The organism is Aquabacter sp. L1I39 (assembly GCF_017742835.1).
GTDB lineage: Bacteria > Pseudomonadota > Alphaproteobacteria > Rhizobiales > Xanthobacteraceae > L1I39.
This window is the reverse complement of record NZ_CP072392.1, coordinates 3,429,729-3,445,937: the sequence shown is the minus strand read 5'-3', so window position 1 is coordinate 3,445,937 and position 16,209 is coordinate 3,429,729. Positions and strand designations below refer to the sequence as shown.

The window sequence follows — 16,209 nt, the reverse complement described above, 5'->3', positions numbered from 1 at the left end:
TTCCCGGAGGAAAAACCCATGATCAACCGTCGCACGTTTTTGCTCGCCGCCGGCGCCGCCGGCGCCCTCCCCGTCCTGCCCGAAATCGCCCGCGCGGACACCTGGCCGAGCCGCCCGGTGAAGGTCATCGTGCCCTATCCGCCGGGGGGCTCCACCGACATCACGGCCCGCCTCGTCATGGAGAAGGTGGCCCCCCTCATCGGCCAGCCGGTGGTCATCGACAACCGGGCGGGGGCGGGCGGGAATCTGGGCATGGACGCGGCGGCCCGCTCCGCGCCCGATGGCTATACCTTCGCGGTGGCCACCACCGCCCATGCCATCAACATGACCCTGTTCACCAACCTGACCTACCACATCCTCGACAATTTCACGCCGGTGGCCCTCCTCACCGAGAACCCGCTGATGCTGGTGGTGCCCACGTCCTCGCCCTTCAAGACGGTGAAGGACCTGATCGCGGCGGCGAAGGCCGAGCCGGGCAAGATCAATTTCGCCACCTCCGGGGTGGGCCAGTCCACGCACCTGGCAGCCGAGCTGTTCGCCACCATGGCCGGCATCAAGATGACCCATGTGCCCTATAAGGGCAGCGCGCCGGCCATCGCCGATGTCATTGCCGGCCATGTGCAATTGATCTTCGACACCACCCAGTCCGCCCTTCCCTATGTGAAGGAGGGCCGGCTGCGGGCGCTGGGGGTCACCTCCACCGAACGCATCCCGCTCGCCCCCGATGTGCCCACCATCGCGGAGGCCGGCCTGCCCGGCTATGAGGCCACCGCCTGGAACGGCCTCGTCGCCCCCAAGGGCACGCCGGCCGAGATCGTCACCCGCATGAATGCCGAGGTGGAAAAGGTGCTGGCCCTGCCGGAGGTGAAGACCCGCTTCGCGGACCTCGGCGCCGTCTGCCCCCCCTCGACGCCCGAGAGCTTCCGCGCCTATGTGGCGGCGCAGATCACCAAATGGGGCGCGGTGGTGAAGGCTTCGGGGGCGAAGGTGGATTGAGGGGGGGAGGGCGGGGGCGGGAGGGGCCAAAGTCCCACCGCCTATCAGTGCTAACGGATACAACGCTTGCTACGAAGCTGGCCCATCTTCGCCCGGATCTTCACGGCCAACCAAAGCTTCGTACATGGAGTCTGTAAATGGACGCATAAACTCATAAATCAGACTGTACTGATCCGCTTTCAGGAGGTGATAAGCCTCATCGAATTTGATTACCTTATCGAAATTGCACGTCGTCGGCGCTTCCACAGCGAGTATAACTTGCATATTTTCCGGCAAGTTTTTAGAAATATACTCTATCATTACCGGTAAATTCTCCGCATCCTGCCCTTGCTGCTGCGGCGAGTCTATGACCACAGGCATGGAAAACGAACCGTACTCACTCAATGAAGTGTGCCAGAGAGCCGCGTAGTACGCCAATATCGACCTCGGTCCGCCGCTCCCGGAAAGCTTTGGGCGACTGGTCAGCTTCATTCCCTTGGTCTCAACGGGTGGCATATTGAGCGATTGTAACGCAGCCGCATAAGACGTTCGAAATATAGACAGGATATCTCTGGACCTTTTTGTGCTGGTGAGATCCCCAAGCCGTGCGGTTAAGCTATCGATCGCGATAACTAAGGGATCGATCTTCGCTTCGAGCTCAACCAGCTCGGCGTCGAAGGCCGCAAACGCAGATTCGGCCCCCATGGCTCGGACAACATCGTCCAACCGTAGATCGCCGCGTCGCGTCTCGAGTATGGCCGAAATCCGACTGTATCTGTCGTCTAGCGCCCTAAGACGAACCTTTGATTTCTGCAGAACATCATTTGCTTTTCGAGAATCATCTTTCAATTGGACCACAAGATTTCTAAGAATGCGAGCATCCTCAGCATAGCGCAGGATGTCCATGAAGGTCTTGTCGTGCTCCGCATGACAGACAGGGCAAACCAGCACTTCATGCGGCTCCGTTTGCAGGAACGCGGCATCACTGTCGTAGTGGGCCAAAGCCTGCTCCGCCATTTTGACTTGTAGGTTGAGACTTTCGGCGGTTTCCTTCTCCCGTACGAGCGTGTTCCTGAGTTGCTCCTGCTCAACGTTCAGCGCCGTGATCTCTTCCGTCAACCGCGCAATGTCCTGGTCGAACACGTCCGGTATCGTCTTCGGGCCATTGAGTTGAACGGTATTACCGAACCGGTCTTTGATGTTTTTGATGACTTTCTCTTCGCCTCTAAGCTCGGCGAGTTCCTTCTGACGGACCAGTTTCTGCGAATTGAGCTCATAATAAATCGGCGGCTTAACACCCGTGAAATACTCAATAACAGAGTCGACCGGATTTCTATACTGTTTCAGATTGGCAAATGTTGACCAATTAGCCAACCAACTTCCATCCTGATTGACGTAAAAAGGGAGGAAGAATGTTCTCGCATCCCCTGTCACTGACTTTAGTTGCTGGTCCGTAAGAACCAAGTTGAACCCTACGAGATCAGAAAATCTGCGACCCCAGTCGGTCGCATTCGCGGAAGCGAAATCCAAATTTCCGCCAGCGTCAAAAAGTCCCCGATGATTGTGTTGCTGGACCACATAATGAGTCACGCCATCAACGGAAAACTCGACCAGAACCGTCGCGTCCTTGCTCCATCGATCAAGTTCGCCGGTGGGAAAGGCACCGAGGGCAGTGAAGAGGGACTTAATCAGGCTCGATTTGCCGGTGTGGTTCATCCCCACCAACAATGTCTTTTTCGGGCTGAAGCTCTCCGACCTTGCCCGCTGCTCGCTTTCTGAGAGCAGCCATATGCTTTTGAATCTGAAGTTTTTCATATGACTTTGTCCGTAGGCTCCTGACGAGGCGCGCTAGCTCAGGTCCACGCATTGCTCGATCGCTTTCAGCAAAAAATGGGCTTGAAGTTCGGCCTTCTTGGCCGACGGGAATTTCGCACGGAGATGAGCCACCCCGCTGTCGAAAACAGGCATGAGATTCGTGCCAATATTGTTGACCCCTAACCACGCATCGCAGCATATTGAAATCTCGACGTCGTCAGGCAGTGGGGCACCGAACAGCTTACGGCTGAATATCGCAGTGGCCGCTACGCGTATCTGTGAAACTTCCCAGAATACAAGCCCTTCCTTGGCGAGTTGCTCCAGCCATTGTTTAAGATGGAATTCTATGTCGGGGATCTGCTGGAGGTTGCCCAGCGCGGCGTTGAGCTGTCCCAAGCTATAGCCGTGCCGCGACCTCATTTCATCTATTGTCGTGGCCTTCGCCGTTTTCGCTCCAAGCGGGCCAAGCTTGGCTAGTAAACTTTCAACGAAAGACCGAGCCTGTCCAGCATGCAAGGGGCTCACCTTGTCAAGATACTTGTGCACAATGCCTATTGTGTAAGTTTGCGCGTCGTCCACAGGTATGTCGACTTTTTCGAGCATAACCTTAGATAATTCAAGCTTGGCGCTACTTGGCTTAAGCACGGTGTCGAGCGCGGCCCGAAGCAGATCGGTGAAGTGTGAGGGCAGTTCGGAGAGCGCGACCGGGAGGGATGTTGCGACGTTGCCGCCTGAAGCGAGCACAAGATTACATCCCGCGTTGGAAATAAAACTTCCCGAACTTTCCAATGTTTTGAAACTGGCAAGCGAGGCAAAGAGCTTTCCAAGTGGGCTGTCGGCGACCCCATCGAGAGGCTTCGCCTTCTTGACCTTGCTCTTCGCCTTCTTTGAAGGAGCGTCGGGGGAATGCAGGTTCGTGAGCGAAGCCCACGTCCATTCCAAGCGATCTTTTTTCTTGACTTGAAATATTTCTATTCTGGTCGGGACGGTAGAAGAGTTCAATATGGCAACGTCTTGGACTGCCTCAAATAAAAAAAGGAAGTCGATATTGCCATTCTCCTTCAAGGAGAACATTTTCACGATCGCCCAGTTCTTCTGAAATTCAATTCCTTTCTGATTGTGAGCGCCGCCACTTTCTGAGGTGTCGGGATCAGCTAAGGCCAAAACCACTTCATCGAGTGCAGTGCTCAACTAAAACGCCCCTCTGCGCATTCAACACAACCTATGCCCACACTCTGCGGTGGGTCAAGAAGCTCCTTGCCGAGTGCTGGAAGTGGGATGTCAACGTTAATGACCAGACCACCAGGGCGGCGCAGGTCACCCCCGCCGCCCCCTTTCCCCTCACCCCGCCACGATCCCCGGCGGCTGCCAGGTGCCCTTACCCAGGGGCAGGATGGAGGGTGGGGTCTCCTTCGGCCAATAGAGGCGCATGGCGATGTACATGGGGCCGGCGGGGGCCGGCAGCCAGTTGGCTTCCTTGTCCGGGCCGGGGGAGGTGGCCTGGATATAGAGGGTCAGCGAGCCGTCGCCATTGCGCTTCAGGTTCGGCAGCATGGGCGAATTGATGAGATAGCGGTCGATGGGGTTCTTGATGAGCAGCTGCGTCTTGCCGTCATACATGGTGATCGACCAGAAGGCGTTCACCGGCGGCAGGGCATCGGCGGGGAAGGTGATGGTGTAATTCTTCTTGGCGCCATCCAGCGTCTCGCCCTTGGCATCCACGCGGGTGACGGGATAGGCCGCCTCCACCGCGTCATTGCCATAGATGCCAAGCTGGGCGGCCGCCGCGCGCATCAGCCAGTCGCCGTTGAAGAAGGCGGCATCGCCGAAAGTGGAGGACAGGCGCCAGCCATTCACGTCGGTGCCGATGGAGGCGGCCTTCTCATCCACCTTGCGCTTGCCCTCGGCAAGGCCCAGCAGCACCTCGGCCTTGTCCTCCAGCGACAGGGTTTTGAAATTGAAGGTCTTGCCTGGCCCCACCCCGATGCGGGCCAGCGCCGCGCGGATCTCCGCCTCCTCCGGCCGGGCGGGGGCGAAGGTGAGCGCGAAGTCGAGATAGTCCAAAAAGTCCGTCTTCGCCTTTTCCTTGGAGAAAGCGGGGAAGGTGACCTCAGCGGGCGCGGCGGGCGCGGGCTTGCCCAGGAAGGCGGAGAGCGGCTGGACCTGATAGCCCGCCTGCACCGCCTTCACATTGTCCATGTCGGAGGGGGAAAAGAGCTGGGTGCGGAAGATGGCCAGCGAGAATTGGGTGGTGGAGCGGAACACGCCATTGATGCCGGCGGGCGTCTCGCCCTGCCAGTCCGGCCCCACGGCGAGATACTTCCCCGCCTTGCTGCCGGTGGCGCGGCTGCCAATATAGCCGTAATTGTAGGTGTTGCCGTCGCAGAATTGGACCGAATAATAGCGCTTGGGGTCCACGTCCGGCACGGAAATGACCAGGGGCTCGGCCCGCAGATCCAGCCACAGCAAAGAATAGGGCGTGTCGGAATTGGGCGTGACGATGGTGGTGTCCTGCCAGGTGAAGACCCGCGCCTCGTTATAGATGGCGTTGAACGGCGCCTTCCATTGCCCGCTGTTGCGGTCGATGATGTATTCGTACATCACGCCGTAATTCATCACGATGGGCAGGCCGAACACATAGGCCGCCTCGGCAATGTCCTTGGCCTTCAGGAAGCCCGGCCGCCCCGCCGCCGTCTGGACCTGCGCCGGGGAGGCGCCAAGAAGGCCCGCCGCCGCGAAGGGCGCCGTGAGCGCGCCAAGGGCCGAGGCCCGCAACAGGTTGCGCCGATCGATGAGCATGTCCACACCTCCCTTTGGTCTCGTCGCCCCGCTCCGCCGCCCGCGTGGCGGATCTGAGGCACAGCTTAGCCGGGCACGCCAAGACTGGATTTGACGAACGGCAAAGGCGCCCTTTCACCTCAGCTTGCGCGCCAGGAAGTCGATCACCGCCTTCACCCGCGGCGCGCGGGCGCGGCCGCGCAGATAGAGCAGATAGAAGCGGTCATCGTCCGTGCGCTCCTGGAAATCGGTGAGCAGCGGCACCAGGCGCCCGGCGGCCAGATCGTGCGCGATGTGGAAATGGGCGAGGCGCACAATGCCGAGCCCCACCAGCGCGAAGGTGCGCAGCAATTCCCCCTGGTCGGCGCCCATATGGCTGGGAATGTCGATGGTCTTCAGCCCCTCCTCCTCCTCGTGGAAGGTCCAGGAATTCCATTGGGTGCGGATGGTGAAGTTGAGGCAGCGGTGGGAGAGGAGGTCGTCCGGCCGCGCCGGCCTGCCATGGCGGGCGAGATAAGAGGGGGCGGCGGCGATGGTCCAGGGCCGGCGCATGAGGGGGCGGCCGATGAGGGAGAGTTCGGTCGGCCGGCCGGAATGGATGGCCACGTCGATGCCCTGGCGGGCGAAGTTCGCCCGCTCCGTGCCCAGCACGAATTCCAGCCGCAGGCCGGGATGGCGGTCGAAGATCTCCGGCAGATGGGGGGCGATGAGATATTTGGCCGTGGTCAGCGCGGTATGGATGCGCACCAGGCCCGAGACTTCCCCGCTGCCGGCGCTGACCGCATCCTCGGCCGCCGCCATGGCCTCCACCACCCGCTCCCCGGCGGCGCGGAAGGTATCGCCCTCCTCGGTCAGGCGCAGCGTACCCGCCACGCGCTCGAACAGCGCCACCTTCAGGCGTGCCTCCAGCCGGCCGATGAGCTTTGAGACCGCAGACGGGGAGAGCCCGAGCTTGCGCCCGGCGGCGGAAAAGGAGCCCTCCGCCACCACCGCCAGGAAGACGGTCATCTCGCCATATTTGTCCACGATGCCTCCCCTTCATGCTGCACCGCCCTGTGAACCACAGTCACAGCCCCTTTGCCGCGCGAGGCATTGCGCCATTTCACCCCGGATGAAGAATGTCCGCAACGAGAATGACGATGGGAGGACAGCCATGACCAAAACCGTGCGGATCGGCTCCGGCTCGGCCTGGTGGGGCGATCGGGTGGAGCCGGCGCGGCTCAATGCAGAGCGGGGCGACCTCGATTATCTGTGCTTCGAGACCATGGCCGAGGCCACCATTTCCGCCGCCCAGGTGCGCGCCCGCCGCGACCCCAGCTTTCCCGGCTATGACACCTATCTCGACGACCGCATGCGCGCCGTTCTGCCGGCGGCGCTGAAGCGCGGCACCAAGATCATTTCCAACCAGGGCTGGATCAATCCGGACGGTGCCGCCCAGCGGGTGGTGGAGCTGTTGCGGGAGCTGGGCGCCACGGGCGTGAAGGTGGCCTCCGTCAACGGCTCGCTCATCACCGAGCGGGTGATCGAACTGACCGACACCATCCTGGAAAACGGCGCCCCCACCGCCACGCTCGGCAACACGTTGATCTCGGCGGAAGCCTATCAGGGCGCCGAGCCCATCGTGGAGGCGCTCCGGCGGGGGGCGCAGATCGTCCTCACCGGGCGGGTGGCGGACCCTTCCTTGTTCCTCGCCCCCATGATGCATGAATTCGGCTGGGCGGCGGATGATTATGAGCATCTGGGCGCCGGCAACGGCATCGGCCATCTGATGGAATGCGGGGCGCAGGTGACGGGCGGCTATTTCACCGATCCCGGCTTCAAGGATGTGCCCGAGCCGTGGAATTTCGGTTTCCCCATCGCCGAGGTGGAGGCGGACGGTTCCGTCGTCATCACCAAGACGCCGGGCACGGGCGGCACGGTCTCGCTCGCCACCGTCAAGGAGCAGATGCTCTACGAGGTGCATGACCCCGCCAATTACATCACGCCCGACGTGGTGGTGGACTTCACCCAGGCGAAGCTCGAACAGGTGGGGCCCGACCGGGTGCGCGTCACCGGCCTCACCGGCAAGCCCCGCACGCCCACCCTGAAAGTCTCCATGGGCTGCACCGAGGGCTTTATCGGCGAGGACATGTTCTTCTATGCCGGCCCCGGCGCGCTGCGCCGCGCGCAATTGGCCAAGACCATCCTCACCGAGCGCTTCAAGATCGTGGATCTGAAAGCCGAGGACATGCGCATCGACTTCCTGGGGCTCAATGCGGTGCATGGTGCCGCCACCCCGGCCGATGCCCCCGAGCCCTATGAGATCGCGGTGCGCGTGGCCGCCCGCACCCGCACCCGCGAGGAGGCCGCCAAGGTCGGCCGCGAGGTGGACGGCATGGCGGTGTCGGGCATCGCCCATACGGGCAAGCGCGTGCCCCATCAGGATCGCACCCGCGAGGTGATCGGCGTGTGGTCCACCCTCGTGCCGCGCACTGCGGTGACGCCGTCCGTGTCCTATTTCGTCAGCTGAGGAGAGGCACCCATGCCGCGCGTGAAGCTCCAGCACCTCGCCCATGCCCGCTCCGGCGACAAGGGCAACACCTCCAACATCTCCGTCTTCGCCTATGAGCCGGATTTCTATCCCCTGCTGAAGGACCAGCTCACGGCGGAGGCCTTCAAGGCCTTCTATGGCGCGGCCATCACCGGCGAGGTGCTGCGCTATGAGGTTGATAATATCGACGCCCTGAACTTCGTCGCCCACGGGGCGCTGGGCGGCGGGGTGTCCCGCAGTCTGGCGCTGGACAATTACGGCAAGGCGCTCTCCGCCGCCGTTCTGGGCTTCGAGATCGAGGTGCCCGACGCCCTCATGCCCCGCCTGAAGGGCCTCAACGCCGCCTGAGCCGGCCGCGCCACCCCAGCGACCGGGCCGACAAGAGCCCGGCGCTTTCGTTCATAAACAATCGGGAAGAAACCTCATGGATCGCACCCACATGCCCCGCCGCGCCGTCCTGCGCACGGCACTGGCCGCCGGCCTCGCGCTCACCGCCTCCGCCGCCTTGCCGGCCGCCGCCGAGACCTATCCCTCCAAGCCCGTGAAGCTGGTGGTGCCCTATCCGGCGGGCGGCACCACGGACATCATCGCCCGCATCATCGCCCAGCAATTGGCCGAGACCTTCAAGCAGCCCTTCGTGGTGGACAACCGCCCCGGCGCGGGCGGGGCCATCGGCACCTCGGCCGTTGGGCGCTCGGCGCCGGACGGCTACACGCTGCTCATGGGCACCGCCAACACCCATGGCATCAATTCGGCGGTCAAATCCGACCTGAGCTATGATGCGGTGAAGGATTTCGCCCCCATCACCGTGGTGGCGAGCACGCCCAATGTGATCATCGTCAACCCGGATTTCCCGGCGAAAACGGTGGCCGAGCTGATCGCGCTGGCCAAGGCCGATCCGGGCAAGATCAATTACGGCTCCACCAGCGCCGGCGGCTCGCCGCATATGAGCGCGGAGCTGCTCCAGATGATGGCGGACATCAAGATGACCCATGTGCCCTATAAGGGCGCGGCGCCCATGCTCACGGATGTGATCGGCGGCCATATTCCGGTGGGCTTCGACAATCTGCCTTCCTCGGTGGCGGCCATCCAGTCCGGCAAGGTGCGGGCATTGGCGGTGACCACCGCCCAGCGCTGGCCTGGCACGCCGGACATCCCCACGGTGGCCGAGACGGTGCCGGGCTATGAGGTCTCCGGCTGGTTCGGCCTGCTCGCCCCCGCCGACACCCCGCCGGCCATGGTGGATGCCCTCCAGAAGGCGGTGGCGGCAGCCGTGGCCAAGCCCGAGGTGAAGAAGCAATTGCTGGACGTGGGCGCGCAGCCCGTCGCCAACACGCCCGCCGCCTTCGCCACCCAGATTTCCGACGACGTGGCGCGCTGGAAGAAGGTGGCGGCGACCACCGGCGTGAAGCTCGACTGAAGGCGTCGCCCTCGCGACAGCCGGCGCGGTGCAAGGCAGCGCGCCGGCTTTTTCATGCGGTCTCAGCCGGGGCGGAACTTGGTTTCCGGCTTCAGCCCCTCTTTCTGCTGGGCGAGGCTGATGCGGCCATTTTCCAGGTAATCGCCCGCCACCGCGCGCGCGGCGGCCGCGTCCCAATAAGGCAGCCAGTCACCGAGCGTATAGCCGTGCCATGGCGGCTGGGGGCGCAGCGGCGGCAGGCCCAGTTCCTCCCAGATGCCCCGCGCCCGCTCCATGAATTCCTTCTTCGGCAAGGCGAGCGGCGGCATGGGGGATTTCATGGTGGCATCGATCAGGAGAGTGGAATCCTCCTCCCCATGGGTCTCGCGCTTGGGGCCGTGGCCCTGGCCGCGATGGGCCAGCGTCTGTACGTCCTCCACGGGATTGGCCCGGTAGGCCATGGCCCACAGGAGGGCATCGGCATTGTCCGCCTCGATGTCGTCATTGACGGCGATGCAGATCTTGCCGCAATCGCCCTTGAAGAAGGCCGCGCCATAGAGCGCCCGCCACACTTCCGTGCGCGGCGCGTCCCGCTCCAGCGTGATGATGGTCACGCGCAACAGGCCAGTGAGCGGCTCGTGCAGCGCCACCTTCTTGACCGAGCGGATGGAGAGCGTGTCCCGCAGGTGGGAGAGGAACAGGGGCTCATAGGCGACGCGCTTGATGACCGAGGATTCGGATGGCGCCACCTGGCTGATATAAGAGGGGATGACCGCCGCCTGGCGATGGGTGATGGCGGTGATGCGCATGGGCATGTTGTATTCCTCAAGCGCCACATGCCCGTGGGATTCCCCGAACGGCGCCTCCGGCTCCACGCGGGTGGTGTCGATATAGCCCTCGATCACCACCTCCGCCTCGGCGGGCACCAGGAGCGGCACGGTGCGGGCGCGCACCACGCGGATGGGCGCGCCGGCAAGGCCGCCGGCCACCGTGAATTCATCGACGCCGATGGGCAGCTTCTGGGGCCCCATGAAGGCGACATAAGGCGGGCAGCCCAGCACCACGGCGCAGGGCATCTCCCTGTCGCCCCGCTTCTGATGGGCCAGATAATGCTGGTAGCCGCCCGCGCCCCCCACGCGCGTCGCCATGCGCACCACCATGCGGTCCGGCGCCTTCAGCGCGCAGCGATAGGTGCCCATGTTCTGGATGCCGGTGAGCGGATCCTTGGTGATGACATTGGTGGCCGAGAGGGTGGGGGCGGAATCGAAGCCGGGCGTCGAGACCGGGATGGGCAGCCGATCGAGGCCATTGCCCTCCCCCCGCACCGCCTCGCCCTCATGGATCACCTCGTGGCAGGGGGCATTCTCCACCTCCACCGGGGGAATGGGATGGGCGATGGCGTGGTCCCATTTGGCCTGGATCTCCTCCACCGCGCAGCCCATGCCCACCGAATAGACGGCGCGGTTGGCCGCCATGGCGCCCACCACCACCGGAATGTCGTAGCGGCGCCCCTTGCCGTCGACGATGTTGGTGAAGAGGAAGGCCTTGCGGTCCTTCTCGTCCATGCCGCCGACGAACTGCCAGCGCACCAGCGGATGCATCTCGCTGTCCTTGTCGATGGGGCGGTCGACGGTGACGAGCAGCCCTTTCTCGCTGAGGGCGTCGAGATGGTCGTGCAGGTCGTTATAGGGGCGATCGGGGGCGGGCATGGACGTCTCCTGGAGGCGCGTCGGCAAGGACGCACAGGACCGGGCCCGCGCACCGGGGCGCGCGGGGAGGTGGCACACGGATGGGGGGCGGCGGGCGCTGCTCGATCAGGCGCCGTCAGGCGCCCGACAGGCCCCCGAGCTTGGGATCGAGCAGGAACTTCTCCACCGGCGGGGCACTCTTGAAGACCTGGCCGTCCTCGGCCATGTCGTCCAGCACGGATTTCGCGCCCGCAAGGTTGATCCGGCCGGAGCGGGAATAGATCTTCGCCTTGGTGAAGTAGTCGTCATAGACGGGCTCCAGCACCGCCGCGTCGCGCTTCGTATAGGCGGACAGGATGCCGATCGCCTCGGCCTTGTTGGCGGGGTTCCAGAGCCAGGCATAGGCCTTTTCCTGGGCGCGGGCGGCGCGCGCGCCGGCTCCATCGGCAGCGGCCCAGCTCTTCTTGCAGATGTAGAAGATGGTGGGATAGTCGCGCAGGTCCTCGAAGGCCGCGAGCGGGGTCAGGCCCTGCTTCACGGCGAATTCCGCGCTCGGCTGGAACAGCACGGCGGCGCCAATGCCGCCCTTTTCCAGCGCCGCCACCTTGGCGGGCGAGGTGCCGGCGATGACGAAGGAATAGTCGCCCGTCCGCAGCCCCTTCTGCGCCAGCAGGCGCGAGGTGAGCCAGCTCTCCGAATTGCGCAGGCCCGACAGGCCGATCTGCCGGCCCTTGATCTGGTCGAGGCTGGTGACGCCCCGCGCGCCCACCAGCACCCAGTCGCACTTGTTCATGGGCGCGCTCTGGGCGGCGAGCTCGCTGGCGCCCTGCTCCACCGCCGCAAAGAAGGTCTCCGGCTGGGAGGTGGCGAGGTGATATTCGCCCGAGAGCGCCATCTGCACCGAGGAGGCGGAGCCCTGCATGGCCATGAGGCTGGGCGCGAAGCCCTCCTCCTTGTACATGCCCTTGTCGACCGCCACGAACTGCACCCAGTGGATGGCATTGCCCAGCACCAGGGAGACATTGAGCGGCTGGGCCGCCCGCACCAGGGCCGGACGGGCCACCGCGGCCGCGGCCGTGGCCGCCAGGAAGGATCGACGGGTCAGACGCACCATGGCAGGTTCCTCCGGATGGTTCTTGTGGGGCTATTCGGCCAGCACCGCCTGGATCTTGGCGCGCACCGCTTCCTTGGTGGCGGTGTCGGCGTCGGGCGGAAGCTTGGTGTCGTAGGCGATCTTGGCGGGGCGCCGGAGCACCACGATGCGGTCGCCGATCTGCAGCGCCTCATTGATGGAATGGGTGATGAAGACCGCCGTCTTGCCATTCTCCCGCACGAGGCGCGCGAATTCCTGGCGCAGGCGGTTGCCGGTCATCTCGTCGAGGGCGGAGAAGGGCTCGTCGCACAGGAGAATGCCGGCATTGGTGGCGAAGGCGCGGGCGATGGAGACGCGCTGGCGCATGCCCCCCGACAGCGCGTGGGGATAGTCGTTCTCATGGCCGGCAAGGCCCAGCTTGGTGAGCCATTGCTGGGCGGTGGCGCGCCGCTCGGACTTGGGCACGTCCAGCATTTCCAGGCCCAGTTCCACGTTCTGGATGGCGGTGCGCCAGGGCAGGAGGCGGTCGTTCTGGAACACGATGGCGATCTTGCCGCGGAACCAGTCGAACTCGGTGAAGGGATTGTGGCCGGACACCTCCACCTTGCCGGCACTCGGCTCCAGCAGGCCGGCGATCATGTTGAACATGGTGGACTTGCCGCACCCGGTCTTGCCGAGGATGGCCACCAATTCTCCCGATCGGATGTCGAGGTTGAGATCATCCACCGCCTTGAAGAGATCATTGCCCCCATAGCGGCCGAAAATCTTGGAGACGTTGTCGAAGCGGATCTCGGCACCGGGCGCGAGGCGGGTGTCCATGGCGTTCATAGCGAGCGCTCCGAGATGGCGCGGTAGCGAAAGGCCACCGTCTCGATGAGGGTGAGGATGTGCTGCACGATGAGGACGAAGAAGACGAGCTGGAGCGTCCAGGCGAGCGCGCCGGCCATGTCGAAAATCTGCTGCTGCTGGAGCAGCTGGTAGCCGACGCCGCCGGTGGCACCTACCAGTTCCGCCACCACCACCACGCGCGAGGCGTTGCCGAGATTGACTTTCCAGGCGGTGAGGATCTCCGGGAGGATGGCCGGCAGGATCATCACCTTGAAGATCTTCACCCGCGAGGGGCGAAAGCTCATCACCATCTCCACCAGGTCCTTGGACATGGCCCGCAGCGCGCCCAGCACCTGGAAGGTGAAGGCCGGCAAGGTGGTGAGCACCATGATGAAGAAGATGCGGAACTCCACCCCGTGGAACCAGATGATGGCGAACACCACCCAGGACAGCGCCGGGATGCCCTGGAAGAAGGTGAGGATGGGCGAGAGGAAGCCGTCCACCGCCTTGGAGCGCGCCATCATCAGCGCCAGCGCCGCGCCGATCACGAAGGCGCCGGCAAGCCCCGCCAGAATGCGGGAGACGGTGGCCAGCACATCCACCAGCTGCGACCAGTGGACGAGGATGTCCAGGCACCGCCAGAACACCGCCACCAGCGAAGGGAAGAGATAGGGCGGGAAGAAATAGGACGCGATCTGCCAGAGCACGCCCATCAGCACGAAGGGGGCGGCGGTGCGCACCACCCGGCCGAGAAAGGCAAGGCCGGGCGAGGGGCGCGTCGTGCCCGCAAGGGTTCCGTCGGTCACGGCTTTGCTCCCTCATAGATGGTGGCGGGGGACGGGCTGCCCGGCAGGAAGCCGATGCTCTTGCCCGCCTCGTAGACGGCGTTGATCTCGGTCTTGCTGTCGCCCGCCCAGCGCACGTTGAGGCCGAGGCGGTCATTGGCCTTGATGAGATCGGAAATGGCCTTCTGGTCGTCCGCCGTGCCCTTGGGCGAGATCAGCTTGGCGGCCTCGTCCGGATGGGCGGCGATCCACTGCGCCGCCTCCTTGTAGGCCGCATAGAGCTTGGGGATGAGCGGCTTGTTCTTCTCCGCCCAGTCGGTGTGCGCGGCGACGCCGAGATAAGGAATGTCCGTCCGGCCGGAGAAGGCCTTCCAGCTCTCCTTGATCTTCAAGTCGAGGGTGCGGATGGTCGGCTTCTTGGCGAGCAGCGAAGTATAGGCCGGCTCCCACACTTGCACCGCCGCCGCGCGGTCGGCGAGCGCATAGCCCACGAGGCCGGGGGTGGCCGTGTTGACCACCGCGATCTTGGACGTGTCCACGCCTTGCTGGCGGGCGAGCCAGTCGAACATCACGTAATTGGTGGTGCCCTTGGCGGCGGCCAGATCCTTGCCCTCCAGGTCCTTCAGGGTCTTCACGTCGGCGCGGCTGGTGACCACGGCGCCCCAGAAGTCGAACAGGTTGAAGAGGTAGGTCACCTTCACCCCGCGCAGGTCCGCAAGGCCGACGGTCAGCAGCGCGGCGCTGCCGCCGAGCTTGTATTCGCCGGAATTGAACTGGGCCGTGTAGGCGTCGGGGGTGCGCTCGTCGAAGGTGATGGCGAGGCCGTTCTTCTCGTCGAGCTTATGGGCCTTGATGACGGGCGGCAGGAAGGCGCCGAGGGAGGGCGCGCCGAACACCACGATGGAGAGCTTCTCAAGCCCCTGGGCGCTGGAGGGGGCAACCGACGTCAAGGCCAAAACGGCGCCGAGGCCGAAAGCGGTGAGCGTGTTCATGGGCTTCCTCCGGATCTTGTTGTTGGTTTCAGGCGGCGAGGCGGGACAGGAACGCGATCAGGGTGTCGGCGAAGGCGTCCGCCGCCTCCACGCAGCTCAGATGCGCGGCGTCGAGCGACACCAGCCGCGCGCCGGGAATGCCGGCCTGGAGTTCCGCGCCGCGCGCCGGCGGCGTGGAGGGATCATGCGCGCCCACCACCACGCAGGTGGGGAGGGCGATGCGCGAGAGGTCGCCGGACAGGTCGGTGGCGGCGAGCACCTCGCAGGCGGCGGCATAGCCGGCCGCGGGGGTGGCACCGATCACCGCCCCCACCTGCGCCACCTCATGGGGATGGGCAGCGCGGAAGGAAGGCGTGAACCAGCGCGACAAGGTGGGTTCCACCAGGTCCGCCACCGACCCGCTCGCCCGCGCCGCCTTGGCCCGGTCCTGCCACATGCTGGCGGGCGGAAAGCTGGCGGCGGTGTTGGCGAGCACGAGGCCCGAAATGCGGTCAGGCGCATGGACGCCCAGCCACATCCCCGTCAGCCCGCCGAGCGACAGGCCGCACAGCACCGCCTTCTCGATCCGCAGGGCGTCGAGGAGGGCGATCACGTCCTGCCCCAGCCGGGCGATGTCGCAGGGGCCCTCCGGCACATCGGAGCGGCCATGGCCGCGCGTGTCGTAGCGCACGATGCGGGCATGGGGGGCAAGGCGGGCGGCCACCTTGTCCCAGGTGCTCATATCGGCGGCGAGCGAGTTGGAAAAGACGAGGGCCGGCTTGCCTTCGCTCCCCTCCACCCGCACCGCGAGGCGCACGCCCGGCTCGACTGCGATGGCGCGGATGTCGGCCTTGGCGGCGGCGTTCATTCCGCCGCCCCCAGCGCCTGGCCGGTCTCGAACTCCTTGCGCAGGGCGACGAAGAAGCGGCCGATGAGATGCTTGGAGACGCTGCCGAGAATGCGCTGGCCGACGCCGGCCACGAGCCCGCCCACCTCGCCATTGCCCTGGAAGGTGAGCAGGCAGGTGCCGTCCCCCTGCGGCACGATCTCGAAGCGCGCTTCCCCATGGCCATGGCCGAGCGAGCCCGCGCCCGAGACGGTGATGCGGCAGGTGCGGGGCGGTTCCTTGTCGGCGAGCGCGATCTCGCCCTCGAAGGACCCGCCCACGGCGGCCACCCGCAATTGCATGTCCACCTTGTAGGCGTCGGGCGCCGTCTCGGTCATGGCCTTGCAGCCCGGGATGCAGCGGGTGAGCACGGCGGGATCATTGAGGGCCGTCCAAAGGCTCTCCACGTCCGTGTGGATGGGCTCGCTTCCCGAAATGTCGAGCTTCATGGCGCCCTCCCC

General features: G+C 64.7%; 15 protein-coding genes. 4 read left to right on the top strand and 11 right to left on the bottom strand.

Annotation, left to right across the window (positions count from 1 at the left end):
• Positions 1 to 18 precede the first annotated feature (18 nt).
• Positions 19 to 996 (top strand): tripartite tricarboxylate transporter substrate binding protein, encoded by a 978-nt coding sequence (locus J5J86_RS15585; RefSeq protein WP_209099565.1) that lies wholly within the window; start codon positions 19 to 21, stop codon positions 994 to 996.
• A 69-nt stretch (positions 997 to 1,065) separates the two neighbouring features.
• Here the strand turns inward: J5J86_RS15585 and J5J86_RS15580 are convergent, their stop codons facing one another.
• The 4 genes from J5J86_RS15580 to J5J86_RS15565 form a co-directional block, all read right to left on the bottom strand.
• A complete protein-coding gene (locus J5J86_RS15580) occupies positions 1,066 to 2,790 on the bottom strand; it encodes a hypothetical protein (protein ID WP_209099563.1) in 1,725 nt (574 codons plus the stop codon).
• Positions 2,791 to 2,823: 33 nt separating this feature from the next.
• A complete protein-coding gene (locus J5J86_RS15575; RefSeq protein ID WP_209099561.1) occupies positions 2,824 to 3,981 on the bottom strand; it encodes a dsDNA nuclease domain-containing protein in 1,158 nt (385 codons plus the stop codon).
• Positions 3,982 to 4,131: 150 nt separating this feature from the next.
• On the bottom strand, positions 4,132 to 5,589 hold the full coding sequence (locus J5J86_RS15570; protein WP_209099559.1) for a DUF1254 domain-containing protein: 1,458 nt from the start codon (positions 5,587 to 5,589) through the stop codon (positions 4,132 to 4,134).
• Between the two features lie 114 nt (positions 5,590 to 5,703).
• Positions 5,704 to 6,594 carry a LysR family transcriptional regulator gene (locus J5J86_RS15565; RefSeq protein WP_209099557.1) on the bottom strand — a complete coding sequence of 297 codons (891 nt, stop codon included), beginning with the start codon at positions 6,592 to 6,594 and terminating at the stop codon, positions 5,704 to 5,706.
• 127 nt (positions 6,595 to 6,721) lie between these two features.
• Here J5J86_RS15565 and J5J86_RS15560 point away from each other — a divergent pair, with 127 nt between their 5' ends.
• The 3 genes from J5J86_RS15560 (at position 6,722) to J5J86_RS15550 (ending at position 9,518) form a co-directional block, all read left to right on the top strand.
• Positions 6,722 to 8,077, top strand: coding sequence for an acyclic terpene utilization AtuA family protein (locus tag J5J86_RS15560; protein ID WP_209099555.1), 1,356 nt, complete (start codon positions 6,722 to 6,724; stop codon positions 8,075 to 8,077).
• A gap of 12 nt (positions 8,078 to 8,089) precedes the next feature.
• A complete protein-coding gene (locus tag J5J86_RS15555; protein WP_209099553.1) occupies positions 8,090 to 8,446 on the top strand; it encodes an AtuA-related protein in 357 nt (118 codons plus the stop codon).
• Positions 8,447 to 8,522: 76 nt separating this feature from the next.
• Positions 8,523 to 9,518, top strand: coding sequence for a Bug family tripartite tricarboxylate transporter substrate binding protein (locus J5J86_RS15550; RefSeq protein ID WP_209099551.1), 996 nt, complete (start codon positions 8,523 to 8,525; stop codon positions 9,516 to 9,518).
• A gap of 62 nt (positions 9,519 to 9,580) precedes the next feature.
• Here J5J86_RS15550 and J5J86_RS15545 read toward each other — a convergent pair whose 3' ends face one another.
• The 7 genes from J5J86_RS15545 to J5J86_RS15515 form a co-directional block, all read right to left on the bottom strand.
• Positions 9,581 to 11,206 carry a UbiD family decarboxylase gene (locus J5J86_RS15545; RefSeq protein ID WP_209099549.1) on the bottom strand — a complete coding sequence of 542 codons (1,626 nt, stop codon included), beginning with the start codon at positions 11,204 to 11,206 and terminating at the stop codon, positions 9,581 to 9,583.
• 115 nt (positions 11,207 to 11,321) lie between these two features.
• Positions 11,322 to 12,299, bottom strand: a complete 978-nt coding sequence (locus J5J86_RS15540; RefSeq protein WP_209099547.1) for an ABC transporter substrate-binding protein — start codon at positions 12,297 to 12,299, stop codon at positions 11,322 to 11,324.
• Between the two features lie 30 nt (positions 12,300 to 12,329).
• Entirely contained in the window at positions 12,330 to 13,106 is a 777-nt protein-coding gene (locus tag J5J86_RS15535) for an ABC transporter ATP-binding protein (protein ID WP_209099545.1), read from the bottom strand.
• On the bottom strand, positions 13,103 to 13,912 hold the full coding sequence (locus J5J86_RS15530; RefSeq protein ID WP_209099543.1) for an ABC transporter permease: 810 nt from the start codon (positions 13,910 to 13,912) through the stop codon (positions 13,103 to 13,105). The genes J5J86_RS15535 and J5J86_RS15530 overlap by 4 nt, the downstream gene beginning before the upstream one ends.
• A complete protein-coding gene (locus tag J5J86_RS15525) occupies positions 13,909 to 14,883 on the bottom strand; it encodes an ABC transporter substrate-binding protein (protein ID WP_209099541.1) in 975 nt (324 codons plus the stop codon). Before J5J86_RS15525 ends, J5J86_RS15530 begins: the two co-directional genes overlap by 4 nt.
• Positions 14,884 to 14,911: 28 nt before the next feature.
• Positions 14,912 to 15,730, bottom strand: coding sequence for a 3-oxoadipate enol-lactonase (gene pcaD / locus J5J86_RS15520; RefSeq protein ID WP_209099539.1), 819 nt, complete (start codon positions 15,728 to 15,730; stop codon positions 14,912 to 14,914).
• On the bottom strand, positions 15,727 to 16,197 hold the full coding sequence (locus tag J5J86_RS15515; RefSeq protein WP_209099537.1) for an SRPBCC family protein: 471 nt from the start codon (positions 16,195 to 16,197) through the stop codon (positions 15,727 to 15,729). Before J5J86_RS15515 ends, pcaD begins: the two co-directional genes overlap by 4 nt.
• Between the last annotated feature and the right edge of the window lie 12 nt (positions 16,198 to 16,209).

Coding starts and splice junctions, on each gene's coding strand:
- pcaD (WP_209099539.1), bottom strand. CDS start 15,730: ATGAACGCCGCCGCCAAGGCCGACATCCGCGCCATCGCAGTCGAGCCG.
- J5J86_RS15560 (WP_209099555.1), top strand. CDS start 6,722: ATGACCAAAACCGTGCGGATCGGCTCCGGCTCGGCCTGGTGGGGCGAT.
- J5J86_RS15550 (WP_209099551.1), top strand. CDS start 8,523: ATGGATCGCACCCACATGCCCCGCCGCGCCGTCCTGCGCACGGCACTG.
- J5J86_RS15515 (WP_209099537.1), bottom strand. CDS start 16,197: ATGAAGCTCGACATTTCGGGAAGCGAGCCCATCCACACGGACGTGGAG.
- J5J86_RS15535 (WP_209099545.1), bottom strand. CDS start 13,106: ATGAACGCCATGGACACCCGCCTCGCGCCCGGTGCCGAGATCCGCTTC.
- J5J86_RS15585 (WP_209099565.1), top strand. CDS start 19: ATGATCAACCGTCGCACGTTTTTGCTCGCCGCCGGCGCCGCCGGCGCC.
- J5J86_RS15540 (WP_209099547.1), bottom strand. CDS start 12,299: ATGGTGCGTCTGACCCGTCGATCCTTCCTGGCGGCCACGGCCGCGGCC.
- J5J86_RS15580 (WP_209099563.1), bottom strand. CDS start 2,790: ATGAAAAACTTCAGATTCAAAAGCATATGGCTGCTCTCAGAAAGCGAG.
- J5J86_RS15570 (WP_209099559.1), bottom strand. CDS start 5,589: ATGCTCATCGATCGGCGCAACCTGTTGCGGGCCTCGGCCCTTGGCGCG.
- J5J86_RS15525 (WP_209099541.1), bottom strand. CDS start 14,883: ATGAACACGCTCACCGCTTTCGGCCTCGGCGCCGTTTTGGCCTTGACG.
- J5J86_RS15545 (WP_209099549.1), bottom strand. CDS start 11,206: ATGCCCGCCCCCGATCGCCCCTATAACGACCTGCACGACCATCTCGAC.
- J5J86_RS15555 (WP_209099553.1), top strand. CDS start 8,090: ATGCCGCGCGTGAAGCTCCAGCACCTCGCCCATGCCCGCTCCGGCGAC.